This is a genomic window from Herpetosiphon giganteus, assembly GCF_016907925.1.
GTDB lineage: Bacteria > Chloroflexota > Chloroflexia > Chloroflexales > Herpetosiphonaceae > Herpetosiphon > Herpetosiphon giganteus.
This window is the reverse complement of the sequence record NZ_JAFBCZ010000031.1, coordinates 1-25,991: the sequence shown is the minus strand read 5'-3', so window position 1 is coordinate 25,991 and position 25,991 is coordinate 1. Positions and strand designations below refer to the sequence as shown.

Sequence of the window (25,991 nt, the reverse complement as noted above, 5' to 3'; positions counted from 1 at the left end):
CTAACTACTATCTAGAAGGAAATTCCGTCAATCAGTGGTTCGCCCTCGATTGCAGCTTGATACAGCTGCTCTTTGAGAATTTTACGGGCGTAAAATAGCCGCGATTTAATCGTTCCCTCGGGGCATTCGAGAATTTCGGCAATCTCCGTCAGTGAATAATCATGAAAATAGTGTAAAACTAAAACTGCGCGATGCTGCGGCGAAAGGCGCTCTAAGGTTTGGCGCACAACGTCTTGCATCTCGCGGCGTTCGGCCACCACATCGGGCGCAGAACGCGAACTGGCCTTCAAACGCTCGGCCAATTGGTGAAATGGCTCGTACCATGGGCGTTGGCGCTTAATGCGGCTATAGCATAAATTAACTGTCACCCGATAGAGCCATGGTGCAAGTGGCATGCTGCCATCGAGCTTGGTGGCATGGCGATACAACCGATAGAAACAATCTTGCAAAACTTCTTCGGCGAGTTGCTGATCGCGAGTAATGCCCAACGCTGTCTGGAACAATTGTTGGCGATAGCGATCAAACAATTGTTGCAGCGCAAGCATATCGTTGTTGGCGGTAATTGCCTCCAACAAAACAGCATCACTTCGCTCTGATTGTGGTTGATCGTCAGCGATTGCCATTTGGGTATTCTTTCTAAATGGTTGTGGTTAAATGTGGGCGCTTGTGGCCCATTATACCACAGCCATTTTGGCTTTCTAGCCTTGATTTTGGCCAATTGGGCGCGAATGTTGGGCCAACCAACTACTTGCGGTCTCATAATCTTGACGGTGCATCGCCAAAGCTGTGGTAAATTTGTCGGCTTCGGCGGCATCAACCTGCAATTCATAGCCATTCAAGGCCAAAAATCGCGCGGTTATCGCCAGGGCGATGCGTTTGTTGCCATCCCAAAATGGGTGGTTGCGCACCAAGCCAGCCAGCAACATGCCAGCTTTGGCGCACAAACTTGGAAAAAGCTCCTCGCCAAACATCGATTGAAACGGCGTGGCCAAAGCCGAAAGCAATTGTTGAAAGCGCAAAACGTCGAAGCTCTCGCCGTGTTCTTCAGCAATCGCATCGCGAATGCGCAAGGCCTCTTCTAAAGTAATATATTGAACATTGACTTCTTCGCTCATAACTGCTCACAACGTTGCTCAATCCACTGGGCCTGCTGTTCGCGATCCATGCCGCGTTCAGCAGCTACCAATAAAATCCAATCGTACAGGCTATCGTCGTCGGGCGTGTTGAAGGCATAGCCATTGCGGGCCAAAAATTCAATCATCGCCAGCAAGGCTGTGCGTTTGTTGCCATCGCTAAAACAGTGGCCATGCGCCAGCGCATCGAAAAGCGCAGCAGCTTTGCTAAATGTATCAGGATAGAGATCTTCGCCAAACATGGTTTGTTGCGGCACAGCCAAGGCTGTCGCTAACTTTTCAAAGCCTTGTTCGGTAATGCCATGAATACCGCCGATATGTTGAATAACCATGGCTTGCAGCATAAAAGCATCAGTCAGGCCAAGATACTGGGTCACAGCAGCCTCCGCAAGGTCTCGGCATATTGGGCCATGGCTTTGCGCACCCGAGGCACAAGCTGCGGATCAACTTCTGGCAAGGCTTGCAGCGAAAGGTAGCCCTCTGCATCAAGCTCAACAGCAACTAAGATGGTGGTTTGTTGGCTGGCTTGCAGCCATTCAGCTAAATTGGCGGGCACTTCTTCTGGTTTTAATGTTAATTGTTGCATAGGGCAAAACTCAATTCAATTTATGATTAATGGCTTTTGGCTTTTGGCTTTTGGCTTTTGGTCTTATTCCCAATAGCCCAGAGCCTGAAGCCTATAGCTTGGAACCGCGAAGGACGCGAAGATCGCGAAGCTGTTTTTAGCCACAAATTCACGGAATTTATTCCTGACCTCTGACCCCTGACCCCCAAATGCTATGTTCTATGCTCTATGTTCTATGCTCTTGCTTTCGGCCAATTCTGGCTTGGGAATGCTCAGGAAGTTGGCCAGCAAGGCTTTGCCATGCTCAGTCATAATCGATTCGGGGTGGAATTGCACGCCCTCGATTGGCAAGCTACGGTGGCGCAAGCCCATAATCAAGCCATCATCGCTCCACGCGGTTGCCTCAAGATCGCTGGGTAAGCTGGCTTCTTCGACAATCAACGAGTGATAGCGGGTGGCGGTGAATGGCGATGGCACGCCAGCGAAAATCCCAACATTCAAATGGGTAATTGGTGAAGTTTTGCCGTGGCGTAATTGGGGAGCGCGAATCACTCGCCCGCCAAAGGCTGCGCCAATCGATTGATGGCCCAAGCACACGCCCAAAATTGGATATTCCATGCACAATTCGCGAATCAGCGGCACGCTAATGCCCGCTTCTGCTGGCGTGCACGGCCCAGGCGAGATCACAATCCGATCGATTGTTTCCATCGTGCGAATGTCATCGACCTCGATTTCATCGTTGCGTTTAACCACAACCTCGGCCCCAAGTTCGCAGAAATATTGATACAAATTATAGGTAAAGGAATCGTAGTTATCGAGTAGCAAGACGGCCATGGCACACTCCTTGATCGCGGTTTAGAAATCGCTGGTATTTTGTACAAGTAAAACAGGAATTGGGCTATTAAACAAGATCTCCGCGCTAACATCTTCAAGCAACACCCGATCCAGCGGCGTGCGCGCGCGATGGGCACCAATCACCAAGAGATCGTAGCCGCCAGTTTTAAGCTCTGCTTGAATTTCTTCGAGCACCATGCCTGCGCGAATGCGCACGCTGGTCGCCACCCCACGCTCGGTCAAAATCGTTTTGGCGGCAGCAATGTTGCGTGCAACTTCGCCCTGTTTTTCCATCACCAAATCAGCCAAGCGCTCAGGGTCGCGCTCTTCGGGCTTGTAGGTCAGCGACAATTGCGAAACAATGTGCAAAATCGTGACCTGGCCGCCGAGTGGCCCGATAATTGAGGCCGTCATTTGGGCATCGTGCAAGGTTGCTGGCCCTCCTGCTGCGCAGACCAATGCGCGACGCAATTCGTTAGGTCGACCTTGCATCAACAACATCGAGCAAGTTAAACGGCGTGCCAACGAGCCGATTGCCGATTGGCCAAGCCAACGCCGCCAACCTTCCTTGCGCAATGGACCAAAGGCGACCAAATCGGGCTGACTGGCGCGGGTTTCGAGCACAATCGCCCGTTCTGGGGTTGCGCCGCGCATAGTTCTGGTTGGTGCATGGTCGCTTTGCAACAATTGCTCAGCATTGAAAAAATACATGTCGGCTTCATCTTGATGCGCTTCATCAACCAAAAAGGTGGTGTTGACATGGGCTTGGCGGGCCAGTGGCGCAAGATAGGCCACCATGCGTCGCGCCGCCGAAGAGCCATCAAGGTAAATCATTAAATTAAAAGGCTTCATAGTTGATCCTAGATAAATAACAGCAGAATCGGAGTCACGACCATCACCACCATAAATGTCACCAACATCGGTGTGTCGTTGACCACCCGATCAAGCAAGCGCAGAATTAACCGCTCATACGGGCGATAGAGGAACAGCAAAATAATTAATGAAATCACACTAATGCTGATAATTTCGGCCAGCACCACTGTAAAAGCAAATGGATCTTTGATCAACAATGAGGCCACCAGCGTATCGATAAAGGTGGTGATGTTGGCTCCCATAATGTAGGGCAGGGTATTTTCGCGCCGAATAAAGCCGCGCGCCGAAAGTGGCACCAAAATCGAAAGCGAAACCGAAACCGATAAGGTTAATGAGGTGACGAACGCACCCAGCAAAAACATTGCCCAAGGCCGATAAATCAAGCCGCCGATGCGACCAAAAGCATTATGTTCAGCATCAACTTGCGGTAGTGCTTTATCCAAAAGGCTAAATGCAAAGAGCAGCGTGCCCACTCCAATAATAAACACCAACACGCTGGTTGCTGGCAGCACGCCGCTGGTTGCAGGAGTTGCGCCAAAAATATTCACAATTCCGCCATCAATTGTGCGCAGCAGCCAAGCCACAATTGGGTCAAACACCTGCTCGACAAAATCGAAAATCGCCGATGGCAAGGCAATTCGCACTTGGTCGAGGCCGCTATCGGTCAGCAGCCAATAGCCAATCGCCAAGGCCGGAATGTAGGTAGTGGCCGTTACGCTCAGCGCCAGCACGCCAATCGAGAGCGAGGCGGCTTTTTCTCGGCCCCGCAAAAAGTAGATGAAGCCAATCACCAACACAATAAATGATGCGCCAAGCCGCGAACCAGTAATCATGGTAAAGGCTTGCAGCGGATCGATGACTTTGCTATCGAGAAACGAAAGCGCAATCCCCGCCACTGGCGAGCCACTCAACACGCCATAGGCAAACAGCCAGCCAAAGCCCAGCGTATTGAGCGCATTTTCAATTCCCAACGTTTTGGTAAGAAACGGCCCCAACCCGCCTGCGCCTTTACTTAACAGCCGCAACGCCAAAATAAAGAAGAACAGGCCAACTACCACAAATCCCAATTTCATCAAGCGCCGCAACCAACGATTGCGTTGCAATAATGAGCGCGTGGCCGGACTATCCACGCCAAGCGCTTGCTCCGACTGGTGTTCGCTCATGCAATGCCTCCCAAAGCACCAGAGAATCAGATCAAAGTATACAAGCAAAAATCACATAGAGCATAGCGAAAGGATGAAGGATGAGGGATGAAGGATGAAAGCCAATAGCCGAAGGGTCGGGTATCGGGGGTCAGGTGCTGGGGATCGGGAAGCGGGGTCAAGGGTCAGGCTCTAGGCTGTTGGCTATTGAAAAATAATTATTCGTGCAATTCGTGCAATTCGTGGCTAAAAAACTTAATCTTCGCGATCTTCGCGATCTTCGTGGTTTTCGTTCTTCGTGCTCTTCGTGTCCTTCGTGGATCAAAAAACATCCATCCACCAATCAAGCATTTTATGCTACACTAGAGGCCACCAAAAATACCTACAGATCTGACTCTGCTTCCAGCAATACACGGGGCGTTGGCCTATGACATCACAACCACGAAATGTTCGTTTTGGGGTTCAAGCACGGGTTTTGTTGCTGGCATTAGGAGTTTCGCTGCCAGCGCTGATTATTGTTGGCTGGTTGAGCCTGAATGGCATCTCCCAAGCCCGCTCGGCAGCAGTTAAGCAAAGCGAAAACACCCTCTTACTCCAAGCAGAAAATATGCTCATGAGTCGGGCAATCGATAAAGCCGAGTTGTATGACCAGGCTTTATTGAGTGTGCAGCGCCAAGTCCAAACCATGGTCAACATCACCCAACAGGCCTTTAGCCGCCCACTTGATCGGCTGGCCGATACACGGCCCGACCCGTTTTGGCTGGCTGGCAGCGGCCCGACCCTGATCCCACCCGATCAACTACGGCTGACCGTAGCCCGTGCGCGCCAAATCACTGGCGCACTCCAAAGTAACGTCAACCTGAACCCATTAATTTCCTTTGGCTATTTGGCCACGAAGGAAGGTGTGATGGTGCTCGATGATGTGCGGGTGGTCAGCGTGTTGCCCGATGGCTTCGATGCCCGCAAACGCCCGTGGTATCAGGCCGCCGAAGCTGCCAACGGCCCAACCTGGATCGGCACCTACGTCGATGCAGTGACCAAGCAGCTCAACATTACGGTTTCTGCCCCAGTCAAAGTCAACGATCAATTAATCGGGGTCATTGGCATGGATTTGCTGCTGACCACGATTCAATCTGATGTGCTGCGAATCGATGCTGGCACCTCGGGCTATGCCTTTGTGATGGATCACGATGGCAATATTTTGATTCGGCCTGAGCTTGAGGCTGGCAATACGCGCTGGGATGAAACCTTTCAAAAGCAAAATCTGTTTGAGAGCGACGATCCGAATTTTGCTTCATTGCGCGAAAATATTCGCAATAATCTGCCGGGCGTAACCCGCTTGCAACTCGATGGCGGCGACCGCTATCTGGCCTACTCGCCAATGCGCACGGTTGGCTGGGTGGTGGCCTTGGTGCTGCCGATCGACGACGTGATTAGCCCTGCCCGCGATGCAAGTTTGGCCATCGAACGCGAGCAACAGCAATTACGCCGCAATTTTCTGGCTGTGTTGCTGATCGCCTCAGGGTTGATCATCATTCTGGCAACTGGCTTGGCGCGCACGATCATTCGACCGTTGCGCGAGCTTGAGGTTGGCGCACAACGCATCGCCTCAGGCCAGCTTGATCAACAATTGGTCGTCCATGGCAACGATGAAATTGGCCGCCTCAGCCTTTCGTTTAATCAAATGAGCACCGCCTTGCGCGAAAAAGTCGATGCCTTGGAAGTTAATGCCCAGCAAATGGCGGCGATCAACGAAACCAGCAACGAATTGAAACGCTTGCGCTCGTTGAATACGGTGCTTGATCATATTCCTCAATTATTATGTCAACGCTTGGGTTTTGACCGCGCTGTGCTCTATTTGCTGCGCGACGATTTGATTGAAGTTGTGGCGGCCTCGTTTGGCCCGAATAACTACGAGCTTGAATCCGATTTTATGCGTTCGGCGCTCTCTGACCCAATCACGATTGAAAGCGACACCATCGAAGCTAGCGTGATCAAATCGCGCCAAGCGGTGATTGTCGATAATCCATGGCAACACCCGCAAGTGATTCAGTCCAAGCAATTTATTTCTGGCGGCGATTCGTATGTCCAAGCGCCGATTCTGGGCCGTGAAAAAGTGTTGGGCCTGATTTCCGCCGATTACTACGAGCAAGGCCGCTTGGTAACCGTGCAAGATGCAGCCTTGTTGCTCAACTTTGCCGACATGGTTGGCCTGACGATTGAAAACGCCTTCTCATTCCAAAACTTGGAAGATTTGGTGGCTCAACGCACTGGTGAGTTGCGCGAAGCCCTCGACCGTGCCCAAGCAGCTGATCGCCTGAAATCGCAGTTTTTAGCCAGCATTTCGCACGAATTACGCACGCCATTGAATGCAATTATTGGCTTCTCGACCGTGCTGATCGATGAACTTTCGCCAGTCATCGTCGAAGAACAGCGCGAAGACCTAGAAACAATCAACAAAAATGGGCGCTATTTGCTCGATCTGATCAACGATATTTTGGATATGGCGCGGATCGAAGCTGGCAAATTTGCCTTACACCGCGAAGCAACCGCCGTGCTGCCAGTTGTGCAATCGGCAGTCGATATTATGCACGGGCTGAATTCCAAGCCTGTGACCATGCGCATCGACATTGCGCCCGACTTACCGCCCATGGACGTTGATCCAACGCGGCTGCGCCAGATTGTGATTAACTTGATCTCAAATGCGGTAAAATTTACCGATCGCGGCCAAATTGTGGTGCGCGCAACGCGGCGGATTGTGCACGAAGCCACACCAATTGGCTCGCACTATCTTTTGCCCGGCGATTGGATTGTGATTAGCGTTCAAGATACGGGCATTGGCATGGATGCAGAAGCCTTGGGCAAACTCTTCCAAGAGTTTCAGCAAGTGCATGCAAGCGCCAGAGGTATTTTGGGGTCAGGCTTGGGGCTGTCAATTACACGCCGTCTGGTCGATTTGCACGATGGAGATTTGTGGGTTGATAGCAAAGTTGGGGTTGGCAGCACCTTCTCATTTGCGATTGCCACCGCCAACGCCCAAGCTCCAATTGAGCAGCAATAACCTAGTTAGAAGGAAATAACCGTCATGGCAGGTTCGACGCGGGTTCTCTACATTGAAGATAATCACGATAATCAACGCTTGGTTCGGCGGGTACTTGCAACCCGTGGCTATCAGATTATCATCGCCAATGACGGCAACGAAGGTTGGAAATCGGCCCAAACTGATCGCCCAGATTTGATTCTGATGGATATTAATTTGCCAGGCTTGAATGGCTACGAATTAACCACCAAATTCAAAGCCACGCCGCAACTTGCAGATGTGCCAATCGTGGCCTTGACCGCCAACACCACACCTGGCGATCGCGAACGGGCCTTGGCTGCTGGCTGCGATGGCTACATCTCCAAGCCAATCGACCCGCGCGCCTTGCCCGATTTGGTGGCCAGCTACATTGGCGGCACGCGTGAGCTGTTGGAAACCGCCGAAGCACCGAGCGTCATGCGCGAATATAGCCAACAACTGGTCGGGCGCTTGGAATCGCATGTGCGCGAGTTGGAGCATGCCAATACGCGGCTGACACGGCTTGATCAGGCCAAAAACGATTTCTTGGCGACGATCTCACACGAGCTGCGCACGCCATTAACCGTCATTCACGGCTACCTGGATTTGCTGAACATGCAAGCGCTTGGCCCCGTTAACGATGGCCAACGCGAAGCCTTGGAATTGATGAAACGCAACAGCACGCGGCTGTTACGTCATATCAACGACCTGATTTACCTGCAACAAGTGCGCTCCAACCAAATGGATTTTGCCCAAGCAGATTTGCGCGGCGTGGTGCAATCGATTTGCAACGATATGCAACCAACCTTTGGCGAGAAAAACCAAACCTTGGTGCGCAATATCTATGTTGGCGGCATCCAAACGCCTTTGATGATCAATATGGATGTACATGGCGTTGATAATGCAGTGCGCCACTTACTGGAGAATGCCAGCCAATACACCAATGCTGGCGGCGTGATTCAAGTTTCGGTCTATCAAGATGATCAATTGGTGCGGGTTTCGATTCGCGATAATGGCGTGGGCATTCCCGAAGCCGATTTCGAACGCATTTTCGAGCCATTTGTGCGCTTGGATGATACCTTGGCCAGCGTTGGCGGAGCGGGCTTGGGCCTAGTAATTGCCAAACACGTTGCTGAGGCCCACAACGGCACGGTTGCCCTCGAAAGCACCGTCGGCGTTGGCAGCACATTCACCCTACAACTGCCAGTCAATCATCAATAAATGCTGCAAGCTCTCGGGCCAAATAAGCCTGAGAGCTTGGCTATTTAAGCAGCAATTAACGAGCGCTGCTAGCAGATTATGGGGATTGGGCTAAAATTAAAAAAGCGTGGTTATACCCAAAATAGGGGTAGATTGCTGTTGACAGCAGCTAGGCGCTGGCCTATCATACCCATAGAGAACGGGTGAAATAGCAAACTGAATGAATCAGCAATCAACGTATCGCATCTATCTTTGTCATGGGTTGCACTGTGGAAGCCAACTGGCCGAGGTGCAACGCAGTTTTGAGCACGCACTTGCTGCTGCCGATTTATACGCAACCGTTGAAATACGTCTGAGCAACTGCCTTGGTCGCTGTGAACGTGGCCCAAATGCAATCATTCAGCCCGGACGGGTCGTCTATTGCCAACTCAATGGCACAGCGATTAACCGAATTGTGCATGAACATCTCTTAACCAATACCCCTATCGTAGAATTACGTGACGAGTAAGCATTGCAACATCGAGGGCACTCATGACGCAGGAATTTGTAACCCAATTTTGGGGAGTGCGCGGCAGTCATCCTAGCACTGGCGCTGAGTTTAGCAAAACAGGTGGCAATACTTCGTGTGTTGAAATGCGCGTAGCAGGCCAGCAATTGATTTTTGATGCTGGCACTGGCATTGTGGAGCTTGGGCATCAATTATTAAACCAAGTCAATCCCCGCCCAATTTTGATTTTGCTTTCCCATTATCACCATGATCATATTCAAGGCCTGCCGCATTTCCCCCCGCTCTACCGCGAAGATCAGATGATCTATATCGTGGCTCCGTGGAATCTTTACCAAGATCGGGTTTGGGAATTGTTGGCCAGCGCTTCATCGCACTCAATGCTGGCTGAACGCCCAGGCTTGTTGGCCCGCCGTCGCACCTTGTTAATTGAAGGTGGCGAGCGTTTGTGGTGGAATGCAGACGCGCCTACGCCGCTGCGGATTGCCAACGATGAGCATGAGCAATGTCCTGTTGGCGCGGTGGAAATTCGCGCCTATCATTCGTTAGGCCACCCTCGTGGCGGCTCGATGTGCTATCGGGTTGAGCAAAATGGAGTCAGCGCGGTCTACGCCACCGATATTGAATCGTATATTGGCACCGATCAACGCTTGGCGAATTTTGCCCGTGATAGCGAATTAATTATCCACGATGCCCACTATACGCCAACCGAATATGCCAACCCCAAGGCCAGCCGCCAAGGCTGGGGCCATAGCACATGGGAAATGGCAATCGAATTGGCGCATGTGGCGAATATTAAGCAAATTGCCTTATTTCATCACGAGCCAGCCCACACCGATAGCCAAATCGACCAGATCGAGGCCGATGCCCAAGCGGTCTATCCCTTGGCATTTGTGGCCCGCGAAGGCATGCAGGTCGATTTATTGGCCAAAATCAACGAACGCTCGCAAGGCCAATCGTTCTCACCAGTTGAGCCAGCGATCCAGCCACTCGCCTAGCGCTTGGCTGCTGCTTTGCTCCATGGCAGCTTGGAAATCGCTGCGGCTGATAATCTGATAGCGTTGCTGGGTGTGGAGTTGAGTAAGGCCTTGGAAGAAGGCTTGATCGCCAAGCTTGATGCGCAGTTGATGCAGCATCGCCGCGCCTTTGCCATAGACTGCGCGATAATAGCTGTTGAATGAGGGATATTCGTTAATCGCTAAGCCTGCTGGCCAGTTGCCATTGGCTTGATTCTTGCGCTCTAGGCGCTCGATTTCGCCGCTGTAATAGCTGTTGGCGGCGGCTTGACCAAGCACATCTTGGGTTGCAACGTAGGTCAGATAATTGGCCAAAGCCTCATCGAGCCAAGCCTCGCGATAAATATCATTGCCCAACATGGCATACCACCACTGATGCGCAACCTCGTGGAACACCACATAATCAATCTCGCGATTAACCACCGAATCAACCAGAATAATCGTATAGGCAGGATATTCGATGCCGCCCCGACTATCCCACGGCATCACATGCAAATCGAGTTTGCGATAGGGGTACGCGCCAAATTTGGCTTGATAGCTGCGCAAAGCACCCACCGCCATCTCGCGCACTCGCTCAAGGTCAAGATACTCGGGGCCATAGGCGGTCACTTCAATGTCATCAAGCAGCGTGCTGCTACTTGAAAACTTGCCAATTGCGGCAGCCCATTCGCGAACTGGCCCGCTCACGTAGGTGCGAACGCTGCGATCGGCATTTTGACGCAGTAAACTGCCAGCGCCAATCACCTTAAGCTCGGCGGGCAAGCTCAGTTCGACCCAATACAGCGCCGTTTCCGCCAAGACCCGATCAGGGAAGCGGGTCACATCCATGCGCCAATCGTTGGCCGCAGCATCCCAAACCGCCAGCATTGGGTAGGCCGAAAGCAAGGGATACGAGCCATCGGGCCAAGCCTTGATTGTGCCAGCAAAGCTTGTGTTGATCACAACTTGTTGATTGGGCGCAAGCGTGCTGGCGAGCTTAATTCGAAAGGCCGTATTTTCGGCTTCGCGATTAATCGTGAGTTCGCCAGCGTTACTCCAGGCCTTGGTTACATTCAGGGTTGTGTCGCCGCCATCACCTTGCACATCGGGCGGAAAGTTAGGGTACGAGCGCAAAACCAAACTATCGATGCTCGCGCCAGTTGTATTGGTATAGGTAATAACTTGGCTACCGCTGTAGCTGCCTCCCGCCGGATCGAGCGTGATCTGCATGGCATAACGTGGCATGCTTTGGTTGGTGGCATCGCTGGTAAATGCTGGGCGCAGTGCACTTGCTTGCTCAGCTGGCCACGCATCAGCAATTGGCGTTGGTTGAACTGGAATTGGCAGCGAGGTTGGGGTTGGCACTGGCGGCGTATAGGCTGGCACTGGCTCCCACGTGATTAATGCATTGAGATTAATCAGCGTTGGCTCGGCGGTTGGGTTGGCAAGCGCTGCTTGATTGCTGTTTGTGGCAGGTGCTTGGCCACAGCCAACGACCATCAATACAAACCCCAGATAAAGCCAACGGCGCATGAGCTACTCCTCGGTTGCTGCCAAATGGGTGGCAATTTGTTGAAAGCCAATTTTGGCATAGGTTGCTTGGGCAATTGCATCGGCGGCAAACAAAAATGCCAATTTGCCAGCCTTAGCGTAATGGTCGGCAACCAAAAAACTGGTCAAACTCGCCGCCGCCCCGCGTCGTCGCCAAACAGGCAGCGTCGCAATCGCCACCAATTCGACCACGCCGGAACTGGTGGGTTTATAGCCACCAACCGCTGCTAATTCGCCCTCAATCAGTGCCATAGCATAACACCAACCATCGTCCAAAGCAGTGTGCAAACTATCAACATCAGCTTGGCCAATTGCTGCATAATCGCCAAAACCAAACCTTGTCACTTGGCGATAGAGCGCCAAATCATCGGCGGTTGTCAGCCAACGCAACTCAATATCGGGGTTATGGTAGGGCTTAAACTGCTCAGGCGGGCAAATCATCTGCGGATTGATATAGTCGACCTTGATGCCAGCTGCTTGCAACAGTGGTTCTAATTCTGGCCATAGCTCGCGCGTCCATTCAAAGCGCAATTGGCGTTGATGTTGCTCAAACACTTGGCGCAGGGCGGGCAAATTGGCCGCAGCAGTTGCAAGCGACGCAACTGGCATAGCATAATTAAACCATGGCGCTGGATCATCAGGGTGAATCAAGGCCACAAACGGCGGCATCTGAATTGGGGTACAAACTTCGCTAGCGACCTGCTGCACACTTGCTTCAATTGACTGCAATAGCTCAATCATGCAACGCCTTAAAAAAAAGCGAGCAGGTTAAGCCTGCTCGCTTAGAACTATTAACCAACCACCAGCAGCAAAATAGCTGCAACGATCAAGGTTGCTCCAAAGCCAATCAACAGATAAATTCCATACTTTTGGAAGAAATTCTCGTTGTTGAGCGGCGCTGGGGGTGCTGTAAAGCCGCCTTGGGCTGGCGGATTATAGCTTTGCTGCACGGTTTGATAATTCTGGCCTTGGCCATAGCCTTGTTGGCTTGGTGGCGCATATTGATTTTGGGCTGGTGGCGCGTATTGATTTTGGGCTGGCGCTGCATATTGATTTTGGGCTGGCGGCGCATATTGATTTTGGGCTGGTGGCGCGTATTGGTTTTGCGCTGGTGGTGCGTATTGGTTTTGCGCTTGAGCTGGATACGATTGATCAACTGGCACATTGCCATATTGGGCGCGGGCCTGACCTGGGCTCATAATCACCGTTTGATCAGGGAACGATTGAGGCGTGGTAGGAGCTGCCGGAGTGTTCGCCACCGCGCCACCGCGCATTGAGCTAACATTATCTGGCGCAGCTTGAACCGCTTGGGCTGCCTGAGCTGCTTGGGCTTCGGCTTTAACTCGCAATGCTTCAGCGCGTAAAGCTGCCATCTCCTCAGGATTGAGTTGGACAGTCGCATATGGATTTTCCAACTTCTTGTTGGTTGACGGCGCAGCATCGGCCTCATTCAAACGCGTGGTGGCAAATTGATTAGCTTTATCTTTTTCTTGTTGCAATTCGGCTCGCATGGCGGCCAAATCGTCAGCGGTTAACTGCACTGTTGCTTTTGGATCGTGCAATTTCTTATCTTCATTTGGGCGATCACTCATCGCAAAGCCTCCATAGGGCGAGTGTTTGTTCGTCGCTTGCTACGCTATCATATTCAGGGGCAAAAATCAAAAGAATTTTGGATGAGAAATTGGGCAATTTTCCCAATTGGCCAATTTTGGGCAACAAAAGCCCCTTGGGTTTGCTTAACCGCAAGGGGTATCGTCGTAAAAATAGGCGAATTACACTAGAGAATGAGACCATCGCGACGAACATGGTCGCACTGGTCGGCACAAAAAGAACACTAATCACTCACCATGGTGTTGATTAAGTCGATGAATGTATCGACCTCGAACGGCTTTTGTAAAATAACAGCGCCCTCTTCTTCAAGGTCGCTGAACCATGGCTTACGATTAAGCGCCGTGACGATCACCATAGGAATGCCTTCATCCTGTATCCGCTCGCGAATTTGATTGAATGCCTCAACCCCATCCATCTCTGGCATCATAATGTCTGAAATAATCAGATCAGGTTTTAAGGTTTCAAGTTGGGCAATGCCCTCGACTCCGTTATTCGCCAGCACGACTTCATAGCCGACCTCGCGCAAGGCGATCTCCATCACCATTTGGAGTGCGAGATCATCATCCATGATGAAGATTGTTTTTGCCATATCTTCGATCCTTCTTTCAGCGCCATGGTTTGGCTATTATACCATGGCGCAGGCTGGCTCCCGTCATGCTGCTTCAACGCCACGTTCGAGTTGCTGGCGCGCCCAAATTGGCCAATGCGGGGTGGCCGAAATCGCTGCTTCAAGGCCCACCAAATCGGCACAGCCTTCGCGCAACATATCTTCGGCAATCCACGGGTCGCCAAGCATGCCATGGGCAATTAATGGCACATCAACAATGCTACGAATGCCCGCCACCAACGGAATTTGCCAGCCAGGAAATTGGGCAATTGGTGCAACCGAGCGCCCAACTACAATATCTAAGAGATCAACGCCCGCCGCCACCAATTCGTGGGCCAGCACCCGACTTTCCTGCAAACTCACGCCATCGGGCACGAGATCATCGACGACCAAGCGCACGCCAACCACAAAGCGTCGTCCGAGCCAGCCACGAATCGCCTCGATGCTTTCGAGCAACAGCTGGCTACGCGAGGTTGGCGGCACTTGTTTACTGACCCGCATTTGATGAAAGAACGAGCCAGCATTGGCATCAATTACCACACCTGGGCAGCCCGCTGCATAGGCGCGCCATGCAGCAAACAGCAATTGTTCGCGCAAGCTGGGCCAATGGGTTGGCTGAAGCATTGGTTCTGGTTGACTGGCAAGCTGCAAGAGTGGCAAGCACTGGCTTTGATATTCGTGCAAGCATTGGTTCAAATTACGAAAGGCCTGAATATGCGCATCGGCGCTCAAGGCAGGTTTGGCTAGATTTGGGTTTGGTTGCACCAAGACTGGCTCGCTGATGATCAAGCCAATGCCATAACTGCTCCAGCGCCCATATTCCAAAATCAGGCTCCGATTGAGAAAGCCTCCGCCATGGCTAAATCGGCTTGGGCCAGGCGTAGCGACCAAGCGATTGGTTAGGCCGAGTGTTCCTAGTTGAATCGCTGAAAAAAGACGTAGCATGGTCAAAACCTCCGCTGCTATTGTGCGCCGAAGCGAGCGGCTTTGACAAGCTGTTTAGGCCCAAAAAACGGCTAAAATAGCCGAGTGTCACCGAACTGTAATTTATTTTAATTGAGCCAGCCGCTCCAAACGAGTACCCTAGAACTATCCAAGCAAGGAGTGGCAGATTATGGCGATTGCACCATTTGATCGATTGTTGTTACCTCGGCTCCGGCGTGCCCAACGCCAGCGTAGCTATGCTCGCTATGTGCAGGCACGTTGGGCCGAGCGTTTTCCCGCCCGCGTGCTGCCAACAATCGGCAGTTTGGTGTTGCAACTAAGCCCAATCCCCGCCAGTGGCCAACACGCCAATCTTTGGCAAGCGCTCGAACTCGACCATAGAATTCGCTTGGTTGGCAGCTTGGGCAGCGGGCGTTCGTTGGTATTAATCAATATGCTCTTGCACTGGTGCGCTACCCAAGAACGCTTACCAGGCTTGTTTCCAATTTTGCTGCATGTGCCCAGCGCCACCGAATCGCCTGATGCGACGCTGGCCCGCACCTTGGCCGAAGCTGGCTTTGCCAACGATCGTTTGGGCATTGAGCGTGGCTTGGCTTCTGGCAAATGGATGTTGCTACTCGATGATCTTGAGGAAGCGCAGCCCCACATCGCTGAGCATTGGCGCAACTGGTTGTTTGATTTGACTGAGCGCTATCCCGCGCTCTCGGTGGTTGCGACCGATCATAGTAGCAACCCAAACTGGAATGGTTGGCAAACATGGCAGGTGCAAGCGCCTGATGCGCCAATTTTGGAGCAATGGTTGCGCCATTTATTGCCCAACGAGGAACCTGCCCTGCTGCTGCCGCCATTATTAAATGATGGTCGCGGGCGGTTGGTGGCCGAGCGCTTCGCCGATGTGGCCATTTTGGCCGCGACCTACCCAACCCATGGCTTTTCGGCCAATCGCGTGCGCATGTATGCTGCCGCCGTTGATCGCGCCCTGCGGCCAGTGGCTGGTGGCGATTTGCCCAAAGTGCGCACGGCATTGGCAGGTTTGGGCTATGCCTGGCTCCAAGGCGAACAGATTAAATCAGTCTATTGGTTGCAACCAAGTTTGGTGGCACTCAATGGCTTGGTACAGGTTGATCAGCGCGGGCTGGTGCGTTTTCGCTCGCCGTTGTTTGCCTTGTTTTGTGCAGCCTTGCACTTAGCAGCCCATCACGCATGGCACGATTTCGATTTGGAAAACCCATTGTGGCATGAATTATTGCCCTTGACCGCTGGCCTTTTGGCCGACCCAGCTCCGCTCTACAACGCAATTCGTGGCACAAGCCCGCTAACCAGCGAACGGGTGGTGTTACTTGGGCGCTGCTTACGCGAACATCATGTGCCGATTGCAGGCTGGAGCGCGGCAATTATTCGGGCCTTAGTCCATGTGGCGCGCCATGAGCCAGCCTATAGCGAGCAAATTTGGCAGTTGCTAGAAAGTATGGAAAGTGTGGTCAGCGCCACGCTGGCCGAGCAACTCAGCAACGGCTCCGAAGGCGAGGCTTGGGCGCTGAACGTCGTGCGCACGATGCCCAGCCATCTGGCGCTCAATTATTTATTGGATATGTTGGGTGATAGTCGGCTGAGCTATAGCACCCGCCAAAGTGCTGCCCAACAGCTATTTGCCATGCATGATCCTCAATTAACGCCACGCTTGATTAGCCTAGCCCAACGTCAGCACGATGATTGGGGCCAGTTGTTGGTCAATTATCTGCTCGCCCACAACAGCCATACAGGCCGAACCTACTTACAAGATCAATTGCACGCTGGGCGGATTATTTTCTATTTACACTGCGAGCCAAACGGCGCACGCTTTGTTGTAGCCACCGCCAGCGCCTTGCTCGATGACCATGATTTGGATCAGCAGGTGCATTTGCATGCCTCGCTGGCCTTGCAGGGCTGCGCGACCGAACGCACTGCGCCAGCCTTGTTGAATGCTTGTACTGCTGCCAGCGCGCCGTTGCGGGCCGCAGCACGGCAAGCCTTGTTGCAGGCAACGCCAAGTTTGGCAGTACGCGCTTTGGGGCGCTTGGTGCTCGGCGACGATGTGCATTGGACAGCCCGCTACGAGGCTTTGCACGAACTGATGCGCTTCGAGCGCAGTGGCGCGAATCCGTTATTGCTGCGGGTTGTGACCTCGCAATTGCCTTTGGCAGCCCGCTTGGAAGCAGCCCAAACGATTTTGCAACGCCAAAATGAAACCAGCGAGCGCTTGATTCGGCTACTCGAACAGCCACAGCTGGGCAATGCGCTACGCAGCGGAATTATCTATCGCAGCGATCCGCAAACCCAGCCATTATTACTGCCACGCTTGCTGAGCCTCGCCTGCGATCAAACGGCGTTTATGGTGCGGGCTGCGGCAATCAGCACGCTGGCAAATCTAAAAAATGACGAAGCTCAAGCAGTGTTGGCGGGCATTGTCGAGCACGAACGCCACGATTTGCAAGCCTTGCTCGCGGCAATTGTCGGGCTTGGCACGCGCCACGACGAAAGTGGCATTTGGGCCTTGCGCACGATTATCATTGGCGAATTGCCCCAGCAATTAGAGCTTGCTTGGCAACAAGAATTGCCCATGGGCTATTTGCACGAAGCGCCACAGCAATGGCCAGTTGCGAGTTTTTCGCCCGCCTTGCAATGGCGTTGGGCCGAAGCGTTGGCGGTTGGCAATACCAGCGCCGACCCGCCAACCAGCCTCGCCGAATTAGTTGGCTGCGAAGTGCATAATGTGAGGTCAGCAGCCGCTCAAGCGCTGAGCAGCATTGGTGGGTCGGCTGCACGCTCGGTCTTGTATGAGGCCTTGACTGGCAATCCAGATCGCTATAGTCTCACCGTCGCGCCCGTGGTGGCGGCGCAATTGGCCAATTGCGATGCGGAGTATGAATTGGCCCAAACCGTTGGCACAGGTCAGCCATTGTTGCGCTGGGTTGCCGCCAATACCTTGAGCCAACAAGCCCAACCAAAGCCAAGTTTGCACCAAATGTTGATCAATAATCAGCTTGATCCGCAAACCCGTAGCGCGATGCTCACCGCGCTGAGTGGCGATAATCATCTTGCGCCCTTGCTCGAAACCATGATTGTTGATGATCATACGCCGCTCAGTTTGCGGGTTGATGCAGTGCATAGTTTCCACAAATTGCACATGGCCCATAGCGAAGGCTTGATGTTGGCCTTGTTGACTTCCAATAATGCCGAGCCAGCTTTGCATGTCGCCGCCTTGGATTGCTTGGTGGCCCCAGTTTCTGAGGCCAGCTTGAACACGGTGCGCCAGATTTTGCGCGACCCACGGCCAATCGTCGAGGTCGCGGCGGCAGCGTTGCGCTGCTTAGGCCGCGTGGCTGATCGCGAATCGATTGCCTTGTTTTTGCGCTACGCCCAGCACGATAGCCCAAGCTTGGCGATTCCAGCGATGGATGGCTTGCGCTTCTTACAGGAACCAACCGCAATTGCCTTGCTCAATCGCTTGGCCCAAGCTGGCGGCAAAAGCACGCGGATTCGGCTGCATGCGCTGCGAGTATTGTTGGAGCTTGAAGGCGCGATTCATCTTGGCTTGGTGCGCGAACTCGCTAAAAGTGGCTCGATTGGCACCCGTTTGTTGGCGCTGGAAATTCTGTTGGTAGCAGCCAAAACGCCGCTCGATACGTTGGAATTTTTGCGGCCCCACAACCCGTTGCCATTGCGCTTGCGGGTGGCTCAAGCCTTGGCCGAGGCCGACGACGAAGCAACCTTGCAGCACTTAGCCGAATTGCTGCACAACGATCGCGAAGCGCTGGCAATTCGCAGTCTCGCCCTGAGTAGTTTATGTCAAGCTCGTTATACACCAGTGTTAGGCGATGTCGAGGCCTTAGCCGCCGATCAAACGACACCGCTGATGTTGAGGCGGCGGGCGATTGCAGGCTTGCGGGCTTGGCGCAACGAGCCAACCACGATGCTCAGTTTAAGTCAGCTGGCCGAAAGCGCTGATCCTGCGAGCAGTGCCTGGGCCTTGGCAGTCCTGCTCGATCTGCCGCTCTTGCAGGAGGCAGCGTGAATGGCTCGGCCCACATTTTAGTTGTCGAAGATGATCCAGCGATTGGGCGTTTGTTGCTGATGCACTTGCGTGAGGCTGGCTGGCAGGCCATGCTGGCAAACACGGGCATGGCAGCGCTGCGGCTATGGGCCAGCGATTGCTTCCAGATCATTTTATTGGACGTGATGTTGCCCGATTTGAGTGGCTGGGAATTGTGCCAACAGTTTCGGGCTGAAAGCAATGTGCCAATTTTAATGCTCACCGCCAAGGCCAGCGATGATGATGTGGTGCGAGGGCTGAATTTGGGCGCTGATGATTATTTGACCAAGCCATTCAGCCAAGCCCAATTAATTGCCCGCGTGCAACGCTTAATGCAGCGCCAAGCCTTGCTTGAACCAGCCCAAGCAACGCCAAATGTGCAGATTGAGCAACCAGAAGCAGCGCCAATTCGCAGCCCAAGCGGCGCAGCACTGCTCCGCGAGGCACGCCAAAAAGCTGGCCTCAGCTTATACGCTGCCGAGCGTCGCACCGGCATTCGCTGGGATTATTTGCAAGCAATCGAACAAGGTTCGTTTATGCAAATTCCCTTGAAGCAAATTAAACCCTTGCTGCTGCAATATTGTGAATTATTGCAGGTCGATGCCCGACCAATCTTTGCCCATGCTCAGCAAGTCTATTTAGCCTCGCCAGAATATCATCCGCGCCGCAATTGGCCATGGCTGGTTGCTGTCAGTTGCATCATTGTGATTGTGCTGGTGATGTTGTGGTAAGCACGCCAAGCATCGCATTCCAACCTCAAAGCATTGACAAGCTGCGCTCCAAGCTGCATAGTAAGCACAAAGCGCTTGTAGCATTGAGGGATGATGGATGCTTGAATTTTATCAACGGGCTTTTGAAAAGCTGAGGCTCTCGCCAGCCCAATCGTGGCCAGAAAGCACTTATTTTCGTGCGCCCTATAAGCCATTCATGCTGCTTGCCGTCAGCGATTTGATTGCAACGGGCACAATCACGCATAATTTTATCGAATATTCCGATGCGTTGCTTGAAACCTTCGATCGCTATTGGCAGATTTTGTTTGATTCGACGAAATTTACTAATCCAATTCAGCCATTTTTCTACCTTAAAAGTGAGGGCTTTTGGCATTTGCAAGCCCAGCCAGGGATGGAGCAACGCCTAGCAGCGACAACCGACATCAAAACGATCAGCCAATTAAACCAGCTTGTGCTTGGCGCAAGGCTTGATCAAGCCTTATTTGAATTGCTTCAACAGAATGCTACCCGCGAACAATTACGCCAAAGCCTAATTCAAACCTATTTTGCAGCCGAATTACGGCCAGCGCTCACCACAATTGCCCAAATGAATACCGCCATATTCAGCTACGCAGATCTTCTAGTTGCGCACAGCCAACGCACATTTCGCGAAATTCCAGCAATCGATACGCCTTATCTGGTCGAAGTTCGCTCAAGCGCTTTTCGGCGGGTCGTTGTGCCAAATTATGATTATTGTTGTGCAATTTGTGGCATTCGGATTGTAACTCCAGAAGGTCGCAGTGCCGTTGAGGCCGCGCATATTATTCCATGGAGCCAGAGCTACAACGATGATCCGCGCAATGGAGTTTCGTTATGTGGCTTACATCATTGGCTGTTTGATCAAGGCTTGTTGACCATCACGCCAAATTATCAGATCCAAATTTCACGCCTCGTTGATGAGCAACCAGCAGCCAATCAATCGGTATTGATGTTTGCTCACCAGCCAATCCAATTGCCTCAGCAAAAGCAGCTTTACCCAAATGAACATGCGCTGGTTTGGCATAATCAAAATATCTATCGCAAATAAGCTTGATAATCCACATTTGTGCCTTAGAGCGTTGCTAAAGTGGCTCCAACAATAAGTGAAAGTATTGAAGGAGTTCATCGATGCAACGTTTTCTTGGTTTTATGGTGATCAGTTTGCTATTGCTGGCTTGTGGTCAAACAACTGGCCAGCAAATCGAATCGGCGGCGAGTGTGGCCCAAGTAGCCCAGGCAGAGCCAACCGATGAGCCAACCGCCAAACCAACGCGCACACCGCGTCCGACCAACACACCCCGCCCGACCGCTAAGCCCAAGCCAACTCGCACGCCGCGACCAACCGCGACCGCCACGCCAATTCCTGAGCCAGTTGTGCTGAGCGGCGTTGGTCAAACTGTCACTGATCCGTTTATGCCGCCTAGTCCAGTTAGTATCATTAAATTAACCCACACTGGGCGACGCAACTTTATTGTCAAAGCCTACACTGGCAACGACGAAAGCTATTTGGTCAACGAAATTGGCCGCTACACTGGGTCGCGCGTGCTGTATGGCGATAGCAGCAGCTTCTTGGAAATCAATGCCGATGGCGAATGGACAGTCGAAATTGTGCCCATCGCCCTTGATCAAGCGGCAGCGAATGGCTTCAGCGGCACAGGCGATCTGGTCAGCGGCCTGTTTATGCCAACCAAAGAAGGGCCAATTCCATTCCAATTTAGCCATAATGGCGATAGCAATTTTATCGTTCAAGTCACATGTCAAGGCGGCATGGATTATGCCCAAAACGAAATTGGCACAGTTGATGGCTCAGCAATTGTCAAATTCAGCGAAGGTCCATGTTTATGGGATGTGCAGGCCGATGGCGATTGGACGATTAGCCCCAAATAAATCGTTAGCCCGCAGATCACGATTGATCTGCGGGCTTTGAACGTTAATCAAGCTCTGTAGCCAAATGGGTTGGCAAACCATCGATGCTCGCCATATTTTTCGCGGCGCGATAATCGACTAGGCCTTGTTCGCCTTTAGCTTCAGCCCAGCGCAAGGCCGTATCGCGTTGGCCAACCAAATCCATCAAGGGCACGCCAAAACCACACGATGTTTGCACCCGCTCAACCTCAACCACGACGATTTGGCGAATGCCTGGATAGACTGGAAACTGCGCAAACTCAGTTTCCCATTCAGCCATCGTCGGCAGAATCACCCGCCCCCGGCCATATAAGCGCAGAATGCGCGGCGCGCCAGTAAAGGCACAAAACATCAAGGTAATCCGGCCATTTTCCAACACATGGGCCGACGTTTCATTGCCACTGCCACTTAAATCGAGGTAGGCCACCTGCTGCGGCGAACGAATCCGCAGGCAATCGAGGCCTTTGGGCGAGAGGTTGACATGACCATCAGCGGCAAGCGGAGCGCTAGCCACAAAAAACAAGGGTTGCTGGGCAATAAATGCTTGCAATTCAGCAGTTATATCAGGGTGCAATTTTGCCATTTTGGCCTCCATCAACAAGCGAATCAACAATCAGCAACATCATACGTTATCGGGCAATTGGCAGCACATGCTGGTATGGCGAATGCTGCTAGCCAAGCTTAATTCTGCTTGCTCTCCATGCAGCAAAATCTCTGGCTTTTTACAGGAGGCACACGATGGATAACATTTGGAAAACCAGCCTTTGGCAGCAATATGGGGCCGCGATTGATATGCTTGCAGACCCGATAACCCGTTGCCCCGCCCAGCTTTGGACGATCAATCTATGGCCCGACAATGACGATCAACGCTATGGCCAATTTTGGTTTGTCGCCTATCACTGTCTTTTCTGGACTGATCTGCTGTTGACTGGCACGATGGAAGGTTTTGCACCGCCAGCGCCATTTATTCGTGGCAAGCTGCCTGATCAGCCTTATAGCAAAGCCGATGTGCTGCGCTATCTCGCACTCTGTCGGCAGCGCTGCCAAACCACGATTGAAGGCTTGACTGAAGCCAAAGCCCAACAAATCTGTGTTTTTGAATGGATGGAGCCTAGCTTTCTTGAACTGCTGCTGTATAGCATGCGCCACGTTCAGGAGCATGCCGCGCAGCTCAGCTTGGTACTTGGCCAGCAGAATATCCCTGGCGCTGATTGGATACCCCGTGCAAGCGCCAACCAGTCGTAATCTAACCGCATACCATTAGCAGCGGCCCCAGCCTTGCGGACCGTTGTACGGTTTAGCACCGCCCAAGCAATTTCGCACAAAAGTTTCAATTTGGTCTAAAAAACGCTTGACATGTGACCATTTAGTCACATATAATACAGCTATGGAACAAGAACTTGTCTTTCGGGCCCTCGCCGACCCAACCCGTCGGCAGCTGCTCGACCTACTGTTTGAGCGCGATGGCCGCACGCTCAAAGAGTTGGAGTCGGCAATGCCGATGACGAGATTTGGGGTAATGAAACACCTGCGCGTCCTTGAAGAAGCTGGACTGATTGTGACGCGGAAGGTGGGTCGCGAGCGCTTGCACTACCTCAATCCCGTCCCAATCCAGCTCATTTCCGACCGTTGGATGAACAAATATGCCGCAAACCGAGCGATGGCACTAATCGATTTGAAAATGGCACTTGAAGGAGGAAGTAGCAACATGACCAGTGAAGCAAAACCAAAATTAGTCTATCAAACAATTATCAAAGCTTCGCAACAACAAGTATGGGATGCGATTACCAAGCCTGAGTTTACCAGCCGCTATTACTATGGCACAACGCTGCAAACCGATTTAAGCATTGGTTCGCCCTTTACCTACAATATGTATGATGGTTCGGCGATTGTTGAAGGCGAAGTGCTGGTTGCTGATGCGCCGAACCGTTTGGTGCATAGCTACCATTCACTATTTCCACCAATGAACGCTGATGCCCCAACCAAAGTAACGTGGGAACTTGAAGCAATGCCCAACGGCATTACCAAAGTTACCGTTGTGCACGAAGATTTCGACGGCGAAACCGCAACCTATAAAGGTCTGAACAGCGGTGGCTGGACTTGGATTCTCAGCAACCTCAAGACCTTGCTGGAAACCGGCGAGTCGTTACCAGAACAGTACTAGGAATTAGCTTCGGCACGACTGACGAGCGTTCATGTTTCACGCCTCAGCGGCTCTCGCTTTGCGAGCCGTTGTTGGCGTTTTAGCACGTAGTTGGAGGATTGATAGCAATGTGGATTATTGACCAAAGCATGCTCTGGCGGCAGTTTGATCTTGCAATCACCAACCTTGAACAGGCTATTCGTGCTTGCCCTGAGCACTTGTGGGAAAGCCAACTCTGGCCAGACGAGCCAGATCAATGGGTTGCTGCTGGATTTTCCAACTTTTGGTATCTGGCCTATCACACGCTCTTTTGGATCGATCTCTATTTAACTGGCGCTGAAGAAGGTTTTATGCCGCCAGCGCCATTTGCCTTGGTAGAAATGCGCGACAATGAAACCTTACCCCAGACTTATACGCCCAGTGAGTTGCTCGGCTATTTGGAGCATTGCCGTCAGGCCACCCAAAACACAATTATGCATCTCAGCACCGAACAAGCCCAACGGTTGTGTTCATTTAGTTGGGGCGAAGTGCCATTTGGCGAGCTGATGATCTATAGCCTGCGCCATGTCCAAGAACATGGAGCGCATCTGCACATGTTTCTTGGCCAGCAAGCTCGGCGCGAAGCCTAATTTGGGCATAACAAAAGGGCCGTTGCTTTTCAGCAACAGCCCTGGTTGGTGAGCCGGGTGGGCAGCCAACCACCAACTCGTAACTTCACCATGCCCCAAATATGGACTGCGTATCGAACCCCACTGGTCAGAAACGTAGCATATTAGGGGCATTCTATGTTAGAGCAACATAACCGGCAATCCATTAAATCGTTAATCATCTTTGGCAGCGGCGCGGCTTACGTCCTATCCATTGTCATGATGGAAGTGCTTGTAGGCTTTGCCTTAGGCGATATTAGTGAATCACTCATGATGCGTGGCTTAGTAGGCATTGGCATTTTGGGAACCTTCATTAGTGCCTGCTTGATTCCACTCGCATTGCACTATTGGCTAGCGCCTGGAACCCAATTCATTGTGGGCATCCTCTTTTGGCTGGTTGATATTGCGGTGCTGGCAATCAATGCTACCACCAGCTATCAGCTGATTAAGAACCTTGAGTTGTCTAGCTTCTTCACGATGTGGCAATTAGCAATTCCCTTTATTGGCCCAGCTATCACTATTCTTGGCTGGGGCTTGGTCTATCTGGCCGATGATGGACAAAAGGATCGGCAATCGGATCGGTTGCTTGAAACCTCAAAACGGGCTTTGATGCGTGAAGCTGAATATGCGCGAGTCAGTGCCGAGCATGAATTTGCCATGCGGCAAATTGCTCAAGTAAAGCAATCGCTGATGATGGCATTACAAGCCAGCGATATTGCGAAGGTTGCCGAGCAGGGCGCGTATAACTCAGCGCTGCAAATCACCCGCCAAATTGTTGGGCTACCATTGAATACCCCAAACCACGATCAAACCGAGCCAATTCATAGCCAAACCCATGATCAAATCGACCAACCACAGGAATTACATTTTGATACCACGCCCATCATTTATACCAACAACGAAGGATTTGCTGATCAACCAAAAAACGATTAGCGCCAACGATTGATACCGATGTGGTGCAGCCTGACACCAGCTGCACCATACCCCAATCGTTGGCCGATCTCCCACTGACACTAGCCAATGAACCAACTGACACTACCGTTTTTGCAACTGACACTAGTGATTTTGAACAATTACCGCTGCTCTTCGATGAATTCAACATTCTCGAATGGCGCAGAGAAATCAAAGAACGAGGCAAGTATTGGCAGTGGCGCAAAGGCAGCGGGGATTATCGACCATCGCGGTATGGTGGCACCTTTGACCAGCTTGATGATGAACGGAAGGCCCAATATGCCGTCAACAAACACATCTACGGAAGAAACCGAGCAGCCCACGCCCAAGCCCAAGAAAAAGAAAGTGACACCAACGAACCAAACCAATCAACGGTACAAACCAGTGACACCAGCCGAAGCACTGGAGATGGGTGGTATAACGAAAGTGGTGCAAAATTAACGAGAGCCAGGTGGACTATACTTGGAAATGCAACAGACCAAGGAAAGGACCACCATGACTCCCA

The 25,991-nt window shown here is 52.1% G+C and carries 26 protein-coding genes; 13 read left to right on the top strand and 13 right to left on the bottom strand.

Annotation, left to right across the window (positions count from 1 at the left end):
- Nucleotides 1–11: 11 nt before the first annotated feature.
- The 7 genes from JOD20_RS21675 to JOD20_RS21645 form a co-directional block, all read right to left on the bottom strand.
- The gene (locus JOD20_RS21675) at nt 12–623 is read right to left on the bottom strand and encodes an RNA polymerase sigma factor (RefSeq protein ID WP_204757279.1); all 612 of its coding nucleotides are present in this window, start codon (nt 621–623) and stop codon (nt 12–14) included.
- Between the two features lie 75 nt (nt 624–698).
- Entirely contained in the window at nt 699–1,115 is a 417-nt protein-coding gene (locus tag JOD20_RS21670; protein ID WP_054535319.1) for a type II toxin-antitoxin system death-on-curing family toxin, read from the bottom strand.
- Nucleotides 1,112–1,510 (bottom strand): type II toxin-antitoxin system death-on-curing family toxin, encoded by a 399-nt coding sequence (locus JOD20_RS21665; protein ID WP_204757278.1) that lies wholly within the window; start codon nt 1,508–1,510, stop codon nt 1,112–1,114. Before JOD20_RS21665 ends, JOD20_RS21670 begins: the two co-directional genes overlap by 4 nt.
- On the bottom strand, nt 1,507–1,719 hold the full coding sequence (locus tag JOD20_RS21660; protein WP_204757277.1) for a hypothetical protein: 213 nt from the start codon (nt 1,717–1,719) through the stop codon (nt 1,507–1,509). The genes JOD20_RS21665 and JOD20_RS21660 overlap by 4 nt, the downstream gene beginning before the upstream one ends.
- Before the next feature lie 198 nt (nt 1,720–1,917).
- Complete coding sequence (locus tag JOD20_RS21655; protein ID WP_204757276.1) at nt 1,918–2,532, bottom strand: anthranilate synthase component II; 615 nt, start codon at nt 2,530–2,532, stop codon at nt 1,918–1,920.
- Nucleotides 2,533–2,553: 21 nt separating this feature from the next.
- Nucleotides 2,554–3,384: a universal stress protein gene (locus JOD20_RS21650; RefSeq protein WP_204757275.1), complete on the bottom strand. Its 831-nt coding sequence runs from the start codon at nt 3,382–3,384 to the stop codon at nt 2,554–2,556.
- Nucleotides 3,385–3,392: 8 nt separating this feature from the next.
- A complete protein-coding gene (locus JOD20_RS21645) occupies nt 3,393–4,568 on the bottom strand; it encodes a hypothetical protein (RefSeq protein ID WP_204757274.1) in 1,176 nt (391 codons plus the stop codon).
- 406 nt (nt 4,569–4,974) lie between these two features.
- Between JOD20_RS21645 and JOD20_RS21640 the strand changes: the two genes are divergently transcribed.
- The 4 genes from JOD20_RS21640 to JOD20_RS21625 all read left to right on the top strand — a co-directional run bounded on the left by JOD20_RS21640 (nt 4,975) and on the right by JOD20_RS21625 (nt 10,308).
- Nucleotides 4,975–7,608: a sensor histidine kinase gene (locus JOD20_RS21640; RefSeq protein ID WP_204757273.1), complete on the top strand. Its 2,634-nt coding sequence runs from the start codon at nt 4,975–4,977 to the stop codon at nt 7,606–7,608.
- Nucleotides 7,609–7,632: 24 nt separating this feature from the next.
- Nucleotides 7,633–8,826 (top strand): sensor histidine kinase, encoded by a 1,194-nt coding sequence (locus tag JOD20_RS21635; protein ID WP_204757272.1) that lies wholly within the window; start codon nt 7,633–7,635, stop codon nt 8,824–8,826.
- A 199-nt stretch (nt 8,827–9,025) separates the two neighbouring features.
- Entirely contained in the window at nt 9,026–9,313 is a 288-nt protein-coding gene (locus JOD20_RS21630; RefSeq protein ID WP_204757271.1) for a (2Fe-2S) ferredoxin domain-containing protein, read from the top strand.
- Nucleotides 9,314–9,336: 23 nt separating this feature from the next.
- The gene (locus tag JOD20_RS21625) at nt 9,337–10,308 is read left to right on the top strand and encodes an MBL fold metallo-hydrolase (RefSeq protein ID WP_204757270.1); all 972 of its coding nucleotides are present in this window, start codon (nt 9,337–9,339) and stop codon (nt 10,306–10,308) included.
- Here JOD20_RS21625 and JOD20_RS21620 read toward each other — a convergent pair.
- From JOD20_RS21620 to JOD20_RS21600, 5 genes are all read right to left on the bottom strand, one after another.
- Nucleotides 10,273–11,838 (bottom strand): M1 family aminopeptidase, encoded by a 1,566-nt coding sequence (locus JOD20_RS21620; RefSeq protein WP_204757269.1) that lies wholly within the window; start codon nt 11,836–11,838, stop codon nt 10,273–10,275. The two genes, JOD20_RS21625 and JOD20_RS21620, sit on opposite strands and share 36 nt — an antisense overlap.
- A 3-nt stretch (nt 11,839–11,841) precedes the next feature.
- A complete protein-coding gene (locus JOD20_RS21615) occupies nt 11,842–12,597 on the bottom strand; it encodes a GNAT family N-acetyltransferase (protein ID WP_204757268.1) in 756 nt (251 codons plus the stop codon).
- Between the two features lie 50 nt (nt 12,598–12,647).
- On the bottom strand, nt 12,648–13,448 hold the full coding sequence (locus tag JOD20_RS21610) for a hypothetical protein (protein WP_204757267.1): 801 nt from the start codon (nt 13,446–13,448) through the stop codon (nt 12,648–12,650).
- A 242-nt stretch (nt 13,449–13,690) separates the two neighbouring features.
- On the bottom strand, nt 13,691–14,056 hold the full coding sequence (locus tag JOD20_RS21605) for a response regulator (RefSeq protein ID WP_012188143.1): 366 nt from the start codon (nt 14,054–14,056) through the stop codon (nt 13,691–13,693).
- Nucleotides 14,057–14,119: 63 nt separating this feature from the next.
- Nucleotides 14,120–15,019, bottom strand: coding sequence for a beta/alpha barrel domain-containing protein (locus JOD20_RS21600; protein WP_204757266.1), 900 nt, complete (start codon nt 15,017–15,019; stop codon nt 14,120–14,122).
- Nucleotides 15,020–15,188: 169 nt separating this feature from the next.
- Here JOD20_RS21600 and JOD20_RS21595 point away from each other — a divergent pair, with 169 nt between their 5' ends.
- From JOD20_RS21595 to JOD20_RS21580, 4 genes are all read left to right on the top strand, one after another.
- Nucleotides 15,189–19,073 (top strand): HEAT repeat domain-containing protein, encoded by a 3,885-nt coding sequence (locus tag JOD20_RS21595; protein WP_204757265.1) that lies wholly within the window; start codon nt 15,189–15,191, stop codon nt 19,071–19,073.
- Nucleotides 19,070–19,822 (top strand): response regulator, encoded by a 753-nt coding sequence (locus JOD20_RS21590; protein WP_204757264.1) that lies wholly within the window; start codon nt 19,070–19,072, stop codon nt 19,820–19,822. The genes JOD20_RS21595 and JOD20_RS21590 overlap by 4 nt, the downstream gene beginning before the upstream one ends.
- Nucleotides 19,823–19,919: 97 nt before the next feature.
- Nucleotides 19,920–20,888 carry an HNH endonuclease gene (locus JOD20_RS21585; protein ID WP_204757263.1) on the top strand — a complete coding sequence of 323 codons (969 nt, stop codon included), beginning with the start codon at nt 19,920–19,922 and terminating at the stop codon, nt 20,886–20,888.
- Between the two features lie 80 nt (nt 20,889–20,968).
- Nucleotides 20,969–21,727, top strand: coding sequence for a hypothetical protein (locus JOD20_RS21580; protein WP_204757262.1), 759 nt, complete (start codon nt 20,969–20,971; stop codon nt 21,725–21,727).
- 43 nt (nt 21,728–21,770) lie between these two features.
- Here the strand turns inward: JOD20_RS21580 and JOD20_RS21575 are convergent, their stop codons facing one another.
- Entirely contained in the window at nt 21,771–22,328 is a 558-nt protein-coding gene (locus JOD20_RS21575; RefSeq protein ID WP_204757261.1) for a pyridoxamine 5'-phosphate oxidase family protein, read from the bottom strand.
- Between the two features lie 155 nt (nt 22,329–22,483).
- On the opposite strand from JOD20_RS21575, the gene JOD20_RS21570 reads away from it, so the two are divergent.
- The 5 genes from JOD20_RS21570 to JOD20_RS21550 all read left to right on the top strand — a co-directional run.
- Nucleotides 22,484–22,990, top strand: a complete 507-nt coding sequence (locus JOD20_RS21570) for a DinB family protein (protein WP_204757260.1) — start codon at nt 22,484–22,486, stop codon at nt 22,988–22,990.
- Nucleotides 22,991–23,132: 142 nt separating this feature from the next.
- Nucleotides 23,133–23,909, top strand: coding sequence for an ArsR/SmtB family transcription factor (locus JOD20_RS21565; RefSeq protein ID WP_204757259.1), 777 nt, complete (start codon nt 23,133–23,135; stop codon nt 23,907–23,909).
- Between the two features lie 107 nt (nt 23,910–24,016).
- Nucleotides 24,017–24,517, top strand: a complete 501-nt coding sequence (locus JOD20_RS21560; protein ID WP_204757258.1) for a DinB family protein — start codon at nt 24,017–24,019, stop codon at nt 24,515–24,517.
- A 156-nt stretch (nt 24,518–24,673) separates the two neighbouring features.
- Complete coding sequence (locus JOD20_RS21555; protein WP_204757257.1) at nt 24,674–25,468, top strand: hypothetical protein; 795 nt, start codon at nt 24,674–24,676, stop codon at nt 25,466–25,468.
- A gap of 20 nt (nt 25,469–25,488) precedes the next feature.
- The coding region (locus JOD20_RS21550) for a hypothetical protein (RefSeq protein WP_204757256.1) at nt 25,489–25,991 on the top strand (503 nt) is incomplete at its 3' end.